The sequence below is a fragment of the Kitasatospora aureofaciens genome, assembly GCF_001188955.3.
Taxonomy (GTDB): domain Bacteria; phylum Actinomycetota; class Actinomycetes; order Streptomycetales; family Streptomycetaceae; genus Kitasatospora; species Kitasatospora aureofaciens.
Genome location: NZ_JPRF03000013.1, coordinates 103,568 through 117,121, shown reverse-complemented (window position 1 = coordinate 117,121; position 13,554 = coordinate 103,568). Strand labels below are relative to the sequence as shown.

9 protein-coding genes are annotated in these 13,554 nt (G+C 73.9%); 6 read left to right on the top strand and 3 right to left on the bottom strand.

Annotated features, from left to right (window positions below; genetic code table 11):
- Positions 1-191: 191 nt before the first annotated feature.
- Positions 192-1,442, bottom strand: a complete 1,251-nt coding sequence (locus tag HS99_RS06540; protein ID WP_078958635.1) for an aminotransferase class I/II-fold pyridoxal phosphate-dependent enzyme — start codon at positions 1,440-1,442, stop codon at positions 192-194.
- On the bottom strand, positions 1,439-1,933 hold the full coding sequence (locus HS99_RS06535; protein ID WP_046387291.1) for an SRPBCC family protein: 495 nt from the start codon (positions 1,931-1,933) through the stop codon (positions 1,439-1,441). The genes HS99_RS06540 and HS99_RS06535 overlap by 4 nt, the downstream gene beginning before the upstream one ends.
- A 235-nt stretch (positions 1,934-2,168) precedes the next feature.
- On the opposite strand from HS99_RS06535, the gene HS99_RS06530 reads away from it, so the two are divergent.
- From HS99_RS06530 to HS99_RS06520, 3 genes are all read left to right on the top strand, one after another.
- Positions 2,169-2,975 carry an SAM-dependent methyltransferase gene (locus tag HS99_RS06530; protein ID WP_030281169.1) on the top strand — a complete coding sequence of 269 codons (807 nt, stop codon included), beginning with the start codon at positions 2,169-2,171 and terminating at the stop codon, positions 2,973-2,975.
- Positions 2,976-3,147: 172 nt separating this feature from the next.
- Positions 3,148-5,268: a putative bifunctional diguanylate cyclase/phosphodiesterase gene (locus tag HS99_RS47675; protein WP_050366434.1), complete on the top strand. Its 2,121-nt coding sequence runs from the start codon at positions 3,148-3,150 to the stop codon at positions 5,266-5,268.
- 220 nt (positions 5,269-5,488) lie between these two features.
- A complete protein-coding gene (locus HS99_RS06520; protein ID WP_063737799.1) occupies positions 5,489-8,839 on the top strand; it encodes a protein kinase domain-containing protein in 3,351 nt (1,116 codons plus the stop codon).
- 109 nt (positions 8,840-8,948) lie between these two features.
- Here the strand turns inward: HS99_RS06520 and HS99_RS06515 are convergent, their stop codons facing one another.
- Positions 8,949-9,614, bottom strand: coding sequence for a GTP cyclohydrolase II (locus HS99_RS06515; protein WP_030551449.1), 666 nt, complete (start codon positions 9,612-9,614; stop codon positions 8,949-8,951).
- Positions 9,615-9,935: 321 nt separating this feature from the next.
- Between HS99_RS06515 and gdhA the strand changes: the two genes are divergently transcribed.
- The 3 genes from gdhA (at position 9,936) to HS99_RS06500 (ending at position 13,516) form a co-directional block, all read left to right on the top strand.
- Positions 9,936-11,333, top strand: coding sequence for an NADP-specific glutamate dehydrogenase (gene gdhA, locus HS99_RS06510; protein ID WP_030551451.1), 1,398 nt, complete (start codon positions 9,936-9,938; stop codon positions 11,331-11,333).
- A 181-nt stretch (positions 11,334-11,514) separates the two neighbouring features.
- Complete coding sequence (locus tag HS99_RS06505) at positions 11,515-12,390, top strand: AraC family transcriptional regulator (protein ID WP_030551453.1); 876 nt, start codon at positions 11,515-11,517, stop codon at positions 12,388-12,390.
- Positions 12,391-12,607: 217 nt separating this feature from the next.
- Entirely contained in the window at positions 12,608-13,516 is a 909-nt protein-coding gene (locus HS99_RS06500) for an NADP-dependent oxidoreductase (protein WP_030551455.1), read from the top strand.
- The last annotated feature ends 38 nt before the right edge of the window (positions 13,517-13,554 follow it).

The window sequence follows — 13,554 nt, the reverse complement described above, 5'->3', positions numbered from 1 at the left end:
TCCTCGGGATCACGATTGCGGCCCGGTCTACCCTGCCCAGTCTGCTACGGAGCATGCCGGGCCGCTCCGCAAATATCGCGTGAATGTTCGTTCCGGCAGGTCAGGAACGTGGCGAACGGGTGAATGCGGGGGTCCGGAGGTGGTGCGGCGAGGAGCGGGGGCGGCGTGTCCGGCAGGGGCACATGCCCCGGTCACAGCCGGTCCAGCCGCTCCAGGACGGTGTCCAGCACGGGGCCCGGCAGGGCGTAGTTGAGGCGTAGCGAGCCCGTGCCGCCCGGGCCGAACTCGGCGCCGTCCGAGGCCTCCAGGCCGCAGCGCTCCAGCAGCGCCGCGCGGGCGGTGGCGGGCGGCAGGCCGAGGGCGGCGGCGTCCAGCCAGAGCAGGTAGGAGGCGTGCGGGGTGGAGCGGACGGCGGGGCCGAGGCGGTCGGTGAGCCGGGTGCGGGCGGCGGCGAGGTGGGCGAGCAGTGCGTCCAGCCAGGGGCCGCCCTCGGCCAGTGCGGCCCGCTGCACGGTCTGCTCCAGCAGGCCGCCCTCCCAGAGGCCGTAGCCGGCCAGGGTGTCGGTGAGGCGGGCGCGCAGCCCGGGATCCGGGACGAGGGCGAAACTGCTGGGAATGCCGGAGCAGTTGAAGGTCTTGCCGACCGAGTTGAGGGTGACCACGCGGCGGCGTAGGGCGGGCTCGACGGTGGTGACGGCGACGGGGTGGGCCCGCCCGGGGTGGGTGAGGTCGCCGTGCACCTCGTCCGAGACCAGCAGTGCGTCCGCCTCGGCGGCGTACTCGGCCAGGGACCGCAGCCGGCCGGGCGGCCACACCGTGCCGGAGGGGTTGTGGGGGTTGCTGAGCAGCACGGCCGACGCGGGGCCGGCGAACGGGCCGCGCGGGAGGCGGTAGCCGTCGAGGCCGAGGGGCAGCGGCAGTTCGAGGTACGGGAGGCCGGCCGCGCGGCAGAGCTGGGCGAAGCCGCCCCACTCGGGGGTGGGGAAGAGGACGGGGGGCTGCGGCTGCGCGGCGTCCGTCCGTACGGTCTCCAGGAGGTGGCGGAGGGCGGTGCGCGGGCCGCAGGGCAGCAGCAGGACCCAGTCCGGGTCCACCTCGGCACCGTGCCGGGTGCGGTACCAGTCGGCGACCAGGGTCCGCCCGGCCGGGTCGCAGACGGTGTAGCCGTAGGCGCGGTGGCGGGCGCGCCGTTCCAGCGCCTCGGCGACGGCGGGCGGGCCGGGCAGGTCCATGTCCGCCAGGCCCATGGGGATCACCCCGGGGGCGGCGGCCCGGGCCCACTTGCTGCTGCCGGTGCCGGTGCGGTCGAAGGGGGCGTCGAAGGCGAACGGCACGTCGAAGGCGGCCGGGTCGTCGCAGGCGGCGGTGGAGGCCGGCGGACGGCTGACAGCTGACAGATTTCGAAAGGTGTCATCTGTTCGCTGAAAGTTGTCAGCTGTCATCTGTTCGCCGCCTCCCGCTCGCCCGTTCCGTGGGTGCCGCTGCCCGCCAGGTACGCCGCCAGCCCGCGGCGCCCCCGGCGCATCATCACCGCGTGGTTGGCCCGGAACACGGGGTGCAGCGGCAGGGCGAGGCGTCGCAGCAGGGGCTTGCCGGGCCGGGTGTCCTCCTCGAACAGCACCCGGCACGCCGCGCCGCCCGGCCCGTCCGCCGTGACGGTGAACCGCGACCACCCGTCGAGGTCGCCCCGCATCGCGGCCTCCAGCACTCCGGCCGCGGGGTCGCGCCGCCGGGTCTCCAGACCGATCACCAGCCGGTACGGCAGCAGGGCGCGGATCACCACCTCCCCGCTGTCGGGGCCGGTCTCCCGGGTCTCGCGGATCTCGGGCCACCACAGCGGGTAGCCCCGGACGTCCTCCAGCGCCGCGTACACCGCCGACGCGGGCGCCGCGAGCCGCCACACGCCCCGGAAGCGGTAGTGGTTGGGATCCACGCGCCCACCCTAGTCGGGCACCCGCCGCCCGAGGGGTGAACGAGGGCGAGCGGGCGCGAACCGCGGAGCGAACGCCCGGTGATTCCGGGCAGAGAGCGCGGACCCCGGGGAAGTGCGCACTCCGCTTGCACCCGTTCGGGGTGCGGGGGAGGATCTGCTGGGCTTGTAGTCTCATCAGTCACGGCAGCATCTCCAGGCGCTGCACCCCCGGAACCGGAGTGAAGGAGTCACAGGCATGCGGCGACCGAGCTGGGTACCGGAAGGTACGGACCTGGACAAGCCGAACGCCGCGCGGGTGTACGACTACTACCTCGGGGGCTCCCACAACTTCGAGGTCGACCGCGAGATGGCCCGCAAGGCGCTCGCCCTGTGGCCCGAGCTGCCCCAGATCATGCGCTCCAACCGCGCCTTCCTGCGCCGTGCCGTGACCTTCCTCGCCGAGCAGGGCATCACCCGCTTCCTGGACATCGGCTCCGGCATCCCCACCTTCGGCGCCGTGCACGAGATCGCCCGCGCGATCCGCCCCGGGGCGAAGGTCGTCTACGTGGACCGCGACCCGGTCGCCGTCGCCCACAGCCGCCTGCTGCTGGAGGACGACCCGGACAGCGCCGTCGTCCAGGCCGACCTGCGCGACGTCGAGGACCTGCTGGACCGCTCCGAGGTGGCCGCACTGCTGGCCGAGGGCGAGCCGGTGGCCGTCCTGCTGGTGGCCGTCGCCCACTTCGTCAGCGACGACGAGAACCCGTCGAAGCTGATCGCCACGATCCGCGACCGGCTCCCGGCGGGCAGCGCGCTGGCCCTCTCGCACGCCTCCCTGGAGGCCCGCCCCGACCAGGCCGAGGACCACCAGAAGCTCTACCGGATGACCCCGACCCCGCTGACCATGCGCACCAACCAGCAGGTCACCGCCATGTTCGCCGGCTTCGAGCTGGTCGAGCCGGGCGTGGTCCCGCTGCCGCGGTGGCGCCCGGACCAGCCGGGTACCGTCGGCGAGCACCCCGAGCGGATCGCCGGGGTGGCGGGCGTGGGGTTCCGTTCTTGAACGGTCGCACCGGGCGCGCAACCGACGGCCGTACGCCCCGTGGGACGGCCGCCGGACGCCCGGGCCTGCGCACCACCGGGCGACCGGGCCCGCGCACCACCGGGCGACCGGGCCCGCGCACCACCGGACCCGGCACGGCCCGAAGCACGCGACACAGAACCGGGGCGGCCGGATGAGCGGCACGACCCCGGTGAACGGCAGCGCCGAGCGGTTCCACGAGGACTGGTCCCGGCTGCTCTCCGCCGACCACGGCATCGCCGTCCACCCCGGACTGCTCGGCCGGCTGGTCGCGCGGACCGCCGCGCTGCTGCACCGCGCCCAACTGGACGAGCCCTTCCAGCCCCGGCTGGCCGCCCAGGCCGGCGCCGAGCTGGTCGACGCGCACTTCACCGACCCCGTCCTGCTCGCCCGCGCGGTCGAACTGCTGCAGTCCCAGCCGATCGGCGACGACCGCGGCCCCGCTCTCACCGGCGCCTTCGCGGCCGGCTGGGCGAACGCCCTGCGCGAGCGCACCCTGAGCGAGCAGGAGGCCATCCGCACCGCCGCCGACGCCGCCCGCAAGGAGGCCGAGCGCGCGCTGCGCGCCTCCGAGGCCAGGTTCCGCGCCCTGTTCGAGAGCGCCGCGATCGGCATCGGCATCGGCGACACCGACGGCAACATCCTGGCCGTCAACAAGGCCCTCCAGGAGCTGTTCGGCGCGGCCCCGGCGGACATGGTCGGCCGCCGGGTCGGCGATCTCGTCCACCCCGAGGACACCCCGGGCGTCTGGGAGGCGTACGAGGAGCTGATCAGCGGCAAGCGGGAGTACTTCCAGTTCGACAAGCCGTACTACCGCCAGGACGGCGAGATCATCTGGACCCACCTGACCGTCTCGCTGATCCGCGACGACGACGGCGTCCCGCAGTACCAGGTCGCGATGCTGGAGGACGTCACCGACCGTTACCGGCTCCAGGAGCGGCTGCGCCACCAGGCCACCCACGACCCGCTGACCGGCCTGCCCAACCGCGCCGCCTTCTTCGAACGGCTGGAGAAGCTGTTCGAGAACCCGGAGCCGGGCGCCCGCTTCGGCCTGTGCTACGTCGACCTCGACGGCTTCAAGGTGGTCAACGACAGCCTCGGCCACGACATGGGCGACCAGCTGCTGTCCGCCGTCGCCGCCCGGCTGAAGGCCGCCCTCACCCCGCTCGGCCACCTGGTCGCCAGGCTCGGCGGCGACGAGTTTGTCGTCCTGCTGGAGAACTGCCGCGGCGAGCAGGAGGCGGTGGCCGCCGCCAAGACGGTGCTCAAGGCGCTGGCCGGGCCGGTGCTGATCGGCGACCACAAGCTCGCCGTCGGCGCCAGCGTCGGCGTGCTGGAACGGCGGGTGTCCACCACCACCCCCGGCGCCGCCGTCCGGGCCGCCGACCTGACGCTGTACCGCGCCAAGGAGGCCGGCCGCGGCCGCTGGACGCTGTTCGACCCCAAGGAGAACGCCCGCGCGGTCAGCCGCTACGCGGTGTCGGTCCGGATGCCGGCCGCCCTGGACCGCGGCGAGTTCTTCATCGACTACCAGCCGCTCTACCGCCTCGCCGACGGCCGGATGACCGCCGTCGAGGCGCTGGTGCGCTGGCGCCACCCGCAGCTCGGCGTGCTCGGCCCGGACGAGTTCGTCACCACCGCCGAGGAGACCGGGCTGATCATGCCGCTCGGCCGCTGGGTGCTGGAGCAGGCCTGCGGCCAGGCCGCCGAGTGGATCAAGCAGTACGGCGACGCCGCACCGCAGTTGAACGTCAACCTGGCGGTACGGCAGGCGCGCAGCGCCGCGCTGGTCACCGACCTCGGCCGGATCCTGGACAGCACCGGCCTGGACCCGGCCCGGCTGCAGCTGGAGATCACCGAGTCGACCGTGGTCGGCCCCGAGGACGAGGCGCTGCGCACCCTGCACGGGCTGGTCGACCAAGGGGTGTCGCTGGCGGTGGACGACTTCGGCACCGGCTGGTCCAACCTCGCCTACCTGCGCGACCTTCCGGTCTCCGGGCTGAAGATCGCCGGCTCCTTCGTCGGCGACCTCCACGACCCGGCGAAGGACGGGGCCACCGGGTGGCGGATCGTCAGCGGCCTGGTGTCGATGGCGCACACGCTCGGACTGAACGTCACCGCCGAGGGCGTGGAGACCCGCAAGGACGCCGAGCGGCTGCGCGAGATGGGCTGCGACTGGGCGCAGGGCTGGCACTTCGGCCGCCCGGTGCGGCCCGCCGAGATCGCCCGCCGGATCGTCGAGGAGCCGAAGGGGCGCCCGGTCGAGGAGCGGTGACCCCCGGGCCGCGTTCCCGGCCGTCCCTGGTCTCACTCCCGGCTGTTGTTCCGGTCCGGCAACCGTTCCGGAAGCGTTGCGGAAAGCCCCTCCGGTCCTGACCGGTATGCGGGATGATGACGCGTCAAAATCACCACCCGGCACCGGTGCGCCCGCAGTCAAGGCCCTCGCAGTCACGGCCCTCGCACCGGCCCCGGGGCACGGGGAGGGGAACGCCGCCATGGGCGCAACGGAGGACGCCGGGCCGGTCGGGGAGGACCGACGCCAGGGGACGCCGGGGGAGCCGCCGCGGACCAGGGTGGACTGGGGGTCGCGGGAACGGGGCTCGCGGTTCCGGGGGTCGTGGGACCGGCGGCGCGGTGCGCGGGCCGGTACGGAGGCGGGCGCGGACGGGGCGTCCCGGCTCGGCGCCCAGCAGACCGCCGCGGTGGACCCGGAGGCCGCCACCCGGCGGATGCCCGGCCCCCGCCACGACCCGGAGGCCGCGACCAGGGTCCGGCCCGGCACACCGGGCCGGTACGACCCGGACGCCGACACCGAGGTGGTGCGGCCCCGGGCCGCGCAGGGACCGTCCTGGCAGGACAGCATCGGCCCCGGCCCCAGCCCGAACGGCGGCCCCGGGCCCGTGGGCGCCGCCGCCCCGGACGGGGCCGCCGCGCACGGCGGCCCGTGCGAGGGCGGGGACCCGTCCGAGGACGGCTTCCCCGACGCCCTGCGCGCCCGCTTCACCCCGCTCGGCAAGGCGGGCGCCGGCGCGGAGGGCACCGTCTGGTACGTCCGGCGCACCGACGGCGGCGCCGACGCCGCGGTCAAGGTGTCCGTCGTCGGCCAGCCGATGGACCACGAGCTGCTCGCCCACCTGCGCAACGACGGCTTCCGGCGGCACGTACCGCACCTGATCGACTTCGGGCGGGTGCGCCACCACGGCGCGCTGGTCGACTGGGTGGCGATGGAGTACCTGCCGGTCACCCTCTCCGCGCACGTCGCCGAACTGCGCCGCAGCGGCGCCCACACCGACCCGCGGACCGCCGAGCAGATCGTCTACGAGCTGGTCTCGCTGCTGGAGTTCTGGCAGCGGCGGATCCAGCGCAACCCACTGGACTTCAAGCCCGCCAACATCCTGGTTCGGCCCGGCCGGGGGCCCGGGGAGTTCGTGATCGCCGACTTCGGCGGCGTCGACCGGCTCACCGACAGCCGCCGCTTCACCTCCGCGATGATGGTCACCGTCGCCTACATGGCCCCCGAGCAACTGGCCGGCAAGAACCATGAGGCCGGGCCCTGGTGGGGGCTCGGCAACGTGCTGTACGAGCTGTTCGTCGGCCGCCCCCGGTTCGTCGGGCCGGACGGCCGGCGGGCCGCCGACCACGACCTGGAGCTGGAACTGGTCATGGGCGAGGAGGTGGACCTCGCCGCCGTCACCGACCAGCGCCAACTCCTCCTGCTTCAGGGCCTGTTCACCAAGAAGCCGGAGGACCGCTGGACCGCCCCGGAGGTCCGCAGCTGGCTGGCCGGCGGCAGCCCGGAGGTGGTCCGGCGCCGCCCGCAGGCCCGTCGGCCGATCACCTTCCTCGGCGACCCGTTCACCGACCCGGTCCGGCTCACCGAGGTGCTGCTGCGCAACTCCGGTGCGGCGGCGCGGTGGTTGGCGGCGGTGGGGGCGGAGCGGCTGCGGGACTGGCTGCGCGACGATGTCAAGGACTCCGTGTTCGACCTGCACTACCTCACGGACGTGGTCCGCGCACCCGGCCCCCGGCGCGAGGCGGTGGCCGGCGTCGCCGTGCTCGCCCTCGGCGCGGCCTACGCGCCGTCCGCCGTCCCGCACTACCGCGACCGTCCGATCGACCCGGCCGGACTGGAGCGGATCGCCACCGAACCGGACGGCGCCGCCTTCGTCGACGAACTGGTCCGCGGCGGCGCCCCGGCCGTCGCCGCGCGCTACGACTGCTTCCATCCCGAGTGCTCCGGCGAGCACTGTTCGCGGCTGCTCGCCCTCGCGGCGCTCCCGGACGTGCTCGCCGAGGTGGAGCGCACGGCCCGTACGGTCGGCGGCGGGCGCCGCGGTGGCGGCGGGCTCAGCCCCGAGGAGCGGGAGGAGGCGCACCGGCTGGCGGTCTGGCTGAGCATCCGCCCGGAGGAGCGGTACCGGCTGCTCGCCCGGCTCTCCCCGCTGCCCGCCGCACTGCATCGACTGCCGCTGCCCGCACGGGTTTCGGAGCTCGCCGCAGTGGTGGCGGCGGCGGTGGTGGACGGGGCGCTGACGGCGGGCGCCGGGGCGCGTTCGGCGGTGCGCTCGGTGGCCCGCCGGCGCAGGGCCGACCAGGGGCAGGTCTCGGGACGGGCGGCGATGGTGGCGGCGGAGGCGCTGCGACGGCGCGGCCGCGGGCGGCCCGAGCAGCCCGAGCCGGAGGCGGGCATGCTGCGGGAGGGACGGGCCAGGGCCGGACGGGCGGCCCGGCTGTGGCGGGAGCGGCGCCGACGGCCACCGGTGGACTGGGCGGCCCGGCTGCGGCTCTGGTGGCCGTACGCCCGCACCATGCTGCCGCGCCGGGTGGCGGCGGTCGCGCTGCTGGTGGTGGGTCTCGGGCTGCTGCTGTGGGCGGGGGCGGTGCTGCGCCTCCCGGTCGAGGGCGGGCACCGGCTCGACCTCTCGCCGGACCTGTTCGGCGGGCCGCTGCACTCCGCCGGGAAGCATGCGGCGGAGCAGGTGGTCGGCAAACTGGGCGCGGCCTTCGTGGCGGCCGCCGTGCTCGCCTTCTTCCCGGCCCGGGTCGGCTTCGGCACGGGCCTGCTGACCGGCGTGGGCGCCCTCACGATCGGCTACCTGCGGCTCGGACCGCCGATGACGGCGGTGGAGGCGCCGCAGCCGGTGGCCCAGCGGGTGGTCATGTTCGAGGGCGGTATGGGGAGTTGGGCCGGGATCGTGGCGGTGATCGCGGTCGTGGTGGCCTTCGTGCTGATCGAGCGGGCCTGCGACCGGCTGCTCAAGCCTGCCCAGCAGGCCCGGCGGCAGGTCCGGGAGGGCTGGCGGGACCTCGACCGGCGCGCCGCGCGGGTCTCGCGGGCCGCAGGGGCCGATGGGCAGCCGCGGCGGGAGGCGGCCGCCTCCGGGGCGTGGCGGGAAGGCCGGGCGGGGACGCGCGACCGGCTCCGGTTCGCGCTCGGCAGCACCGGGGTGCTGGTGCTGCTGCTCTGGGCGGTCGTGGAGGTGCGGCTCGCGGCCGCCGGGGTGCACCGGACGCCGGACTCCTGGGGGACGGGTCAGACCGGTGCGTCCTACCAGGCGGGGTTCGTCATCCTGCTGGCGGCGGTGTCGCTGTTGAGCACTCTCGGGACGCCGGTCACCGCGCGGGTGCTGTTCGTCGGCTGGATCCTCGGAACGCTGTTCCTGGGGGCCTGGCCCGGGGCGTTGGGGCCGGTGGAGGCGCTGCGCATCCCGGTGTTCGAGGGGCTGTTCGGCGCGGTCGCGAACTGGTGGGGGCACGGGGCCTTCTGGGCCGCGCTGCTGGTGGTGCTGCCGCTGGCGGCGTACGGAGTGCTGCGGACGGTGCGGGGGCGGGGGACCGGCAACTGACAGATGACAGCAGACAGATGACAGCGGACAGCTTTCGAAATCTGTCTGCTGTCATCTGTCATCCGTCGGCTGTTACCTGTTCGCCGCGCGCCGGCCGCCGCCACCCTGCTCAGCCCACCAGCCGGGAGAGCTCGATCGAGTGCCCGGTCCGCTCCACCTTCGCCGTCAGGTACCGGACATTGCTCGCCGACAGGTGGACGCCGGTCGGCACCCGCCGCCGGACGGTGACGCCGAGCCTGCCCAACTGGGCGGCCTTGTCGGGGTTGTTGCTCAGCAGGTCGATGCCGCCCGTGCCGCCCGTGCCGCCCGTGCCGCCCGTGCCGTCGATGCCGAGCGCGGCGAGCATCTGGGCGGCCGCGGTGTAGTCCCGGCCGTCCTCGGGCAGGCCCAGCGCGGTGTTGGCGTCGTACGTGTCCAGGCCGGAGTCCTGGAGGGCGTAGGCGTCGAGCTTGTTGTACAGCCCGATGCCCCGGCCCTCCTGGCGCAGGTAGAGCAGGTAACCGCCGGCCCCGCTGATCAGCTCCACCGACTCGCGCAGCTGCGGGCCGCAGTCGCAACGGTCCGAGCCGAAGACGTCGCCGGTCAGGCACTCGGAGTGCAGCCGCACCAGCGGCGTCCCGCCGTCCGGGACCGCGCCGAGGGCGAGCGCCAGGTGCTCGGCGCCGTCGGCGAGGCCGTGGAAGGTGAAGACCTCCGCCTCGGCGCGGTAGCCGTCGGGGAAGGTCAGCGGGATGCGCACACGCGAGCGCACCGTGGCGGAGCCGGGCTGCGGCATGGGTGGGCCTCCGTCGTCGGGGGTGGGCCGGGTCGGACCGGGTTGGACCGAGTGGGATCGGGCGGATCCGAATGGATCGGGTGTTGACCGTACTAGGTTGTTCCAATTTGAACAACTGGATGCGAGTGGTGCCCGGCTCGACACCGGAGGCACAACCGGAGGCGCAGAACGCCGCACCCGCCCCGTGTGTTCCCGCTGCGGCGTTCCAGCATGTGGAAGGGTGGGAACCGAGGTGTGGACGGGTGCGACACTGCCTCCCGTTTCCTGGGCACGGGAACGCCTCGCGCACGACCACCGACGACCACGGAAGGTCTTGATCAGATGCCCACGAGCCGCGCCGGCGCCCCCACCTCCGCCCCGCAGTCCCGCTTCGACGCCGAGCAGCGCGCGATCGAGACGCTCTACGCGGACGTCGTACGCCGCAACAAAGGCGAGGAGGAGTTCCACCAGGCCGTGCACGAGGTGCTGGAGACCCTCGCCCCGGTGCTCGCCCACCGCCCCGAACTCCTCGACGCCCGGCTCATCGAGCGGATCTGCGAACCCGAGCGGCAGCTGATGTTCCGGGTGCCGTGGACGGACGACTCCGGCGACGTCCACGTCAACCGCGGCTTCCGGGTGGAGTTCAGCAGCGCCCTCGGCCCGTACAAGGGCGGCCTGCGCTTCCACCCCTCGGTGAACCTCGGCATCATCAAGTTCCTCGGCTTCGAGCAGATCTTCAAGAACGCCCTCACCGGGCTGGCGATCGGCGGCGGCAAGGGCGGCTCCGACTTCGACCCCAAGGGGCGTTCGGACGCGGAGATCATGCGGTTCTGCCAGTCCTTCATGACCGAGCTGTACCGCCACCTCGGCGAGCACACCGACGTCCCGGCCGGAGACATCGGCGTCGGCGGCCGGGAGATCGGCTACCTGTTCGGCCAGTACAAGCGGATCACCAACCGCTACGAGGCCGGCGTGCTCACCGGCAAGGGCCTCGGCTGGGGCGGCGCGCAGGTCCGCACCGAGGCGACGGGCTACGGCTGCGTGCTGTTCACCGCCGAGATGCTGCGCAGCCGGGGTGAGGGCCTGGAGGGGCGCCGGGTGGTCGTCTCCGGCTCCGGCAACGTGGCGGTGTACGCGATCGAGAAGGCCCAGCAGTTCGGCGCGACCGTGCTGACCTGCTCCGATTCCTCCGGCTACGTGGTCGACGAGAAGGGCATCGACCTCGAGCTGCTCAAGGAGGTCAAGGAGGTCCGGCGCGGCCGCGTCTCCGACTACGCCGAACTGCGCGGCGGCCACGTGAAGTTCGTCGAGGGCCCCGGTGTGTGGAGCGTGCCCTGCGAGGTCGCGCTGCCCTGCGCCACCCAGAACGAGCTGACCGAGGCCGACGCGCTCGCCCTGGTCCGGAACGGGGTGCTGGCCGTCGCCGAGGGCGCCAACATGCCCACCACCCCCGACGCGGTGCGGGTCCTCCAGAAGGCCGGGGTGGCCTTCGGGCCGGGCAAGGCGGCCAACGCGGGCGGCGTCGCGACCAGCGCGCTGGAGATGCAGCAGAACGCCTCGCGCGACTCGTGGACCTTCGAGCGCACCGAGGAGCGGCTGGCCGGGATCATGAAGCACATCCACGACTCCTGCTTCACCACCGCCGAGCGCTACGGGCACCCGGGCGACTACGTGGTGGGCGCGAACATCGCGGGCTTCGAACTGGTCGCGGACGCGATGCTGGCCCAGGGCCTGGTCTGAGCCCTCGCCCTTGCCCTCGCCGACACCCGGCGACCGACACCCGGCGACCGGCACCCGGCGATCGGCACCCGGCGACCGGTATCCGGCGATCGGCACCCGACCGCATCGGGCACCGATCGTCGGGTACGGCAGGGTGGGTCCTTCCTACGGTGGTGATCAGTAAGGGAAGGACGGGGGCGGAGTGCTGGAGCACCTGAACCGGGCGATGGAGGACATCGAACGGAACCTGGACCAGGAGATCGACGTGGCCGAGCTGGCTCGGACCGCGATGACGTCGGAGTACCACTTCCGACGGCTGTTCTCGATGCTCGCCGGGATGCCGTTGTCCGAGTACGTCCGGCGTCGGCGGCTGACCGTCGCCGGGGCCGAAGTGCTTGACGGCGGAAGGACGTTGCTCGACATCGCGGTCCGGTACGGCTACACCTCGGGAGAGGCGTTCGCCCGGGCGTTCCGGTCGATGCACGGGGTCGGGCCCGGGGCGGCCCGGCGCGACGGAGCGGTGCTCGTCTCCCAACCCCGGATGTCCTTCCGGCTCATCGTGGAGGGAAGCAGCAGCATGGAGTACCGGATCATCGAGAAGCCGGCGTTCCGGATCGTAGGGAAGAAGGCCCGGGTGCCGCTGATCTACCTGGGCGTCAACCCGCACATCGCCGAGTTCATCAAGGGACTCGGCGCGGAGACCGTCGAGCGGATCACGGCGCTCACCGGCGAGGACCCGCTCGGCATCGTGTCGGTGACGGACGACTTCTCGCCCAACCGGGAGGAGAGGTCCGAACTCGACTACTGGCACGCGGTGGTGGCGCGCGAGGACGCCGTCGTCCCGGAGGACCTGGAGGTTCTGCACGTCCCGGCCGGGACGTGGGTGGTGTTCACCAACACCGGGCCGTTCCCGCACGCGCTGCAGGAGATGTGGGGGGACACCTACAGCCAGTGGTTCCCGTCCAACCCGTACGAGACCCGGCCGGGCCCGGAGATCCTGCGGACCCGCTTCATCCCCGGGACGGGCGACGCGGAGGCGGAGCTCTGGATGCCGGTGACGCGGACCACACGCGGCTGACGGCCGACACATGGCCGCTGACGGCTACGGCTGACAGATCACAGGCAACAGATAACAGCGGACAGCTGACAGATTTCGAAATCTGTCAGCTGTCCGCCGTCGATTGTTCGCCCACCCCCGTTCGGCCCACCAGCGCCCGCCCCCATCCCGCCGCGCCCCGCATGCTGGGGCGGGGGAGCAGGGGCCGCAGGCCGTACCCGAGGAGTGGGATCAACCGATGGCCAAGGCATTCGGCTTCGTCGACTACGGCGGAGCGGAGGTGCAGGAGTTCCTCGACCGTCCGGTGCTCGCCCCCGGCCCCGGTCAGCTGGCGATCACGGTCCGGGCTGCCGGGGTGAACCCGGTCGACTGGAAGATCCGCCGGGGCCACCTGGGCCGTGAGCGCGAACTCCCCGCCGTCATGGGGCAGGAAGCCTCCGGAGTGGTGCAGCAGGTCGGCCCCGGAGTCACCGCGTTCACCCCGGGGGACGAGGTGTTCGGCCTCGTCGCCGCCGGCGGCTTCGCCGAACAGACCCTGTTGCGTGCCGAGTTGAGCGCCCTCAAGCCCGAGGCCGTCGACTTCGACCGGGCCGCCGTGATCGGTGTCTCGGTCGCCACCGCCGACGACGCCCTGCGCCAACTCGCCCTCGGCGCGGGCCGGACGCTGCTGATCCTCGGCATCGCCGGCGGGGTCGGCAGCGCCGTCGCCCAGCTCGCCCGTCGCCAGGGCCTCAATGTGCTCGGCACCGCGAGCGACGCCAACCGCCCGTTCGTGGAGTCCCTTGGCGCCACCCAGGTCCGCTACGGCGACGGCGTCGCCGAACGGATCGCCGCGGCCGCCCCCGACGGCGTCGACGCCATCCTCGACCTGGTCGGCGGCGACGCCCTGCGCGCCGTGGCCGCCGTCCGCACCGACCGCACCGAGCTGGTGAGCACCGCCGACCCCGCCACCGCCGCCGAACTCGGCGGCAAGCCCGTCGACCGCTCGACGACCTCCGAGACCCTCGCCGCGCTCGCCGCCCTGGTCGCCGTCGGCGACCTCGACCCGCACATCACCGGCCGCCACCCGCTCGCCCGGGCCGCCGAGGCGGTCGCCGCGGTCGAGTCCGGGCACGTCCGCGGCAAGGTCGTCATCGAAGTCGCCTGACAGCCATCCCCCTTGGCGAACTGGACGAGCCGGACGAG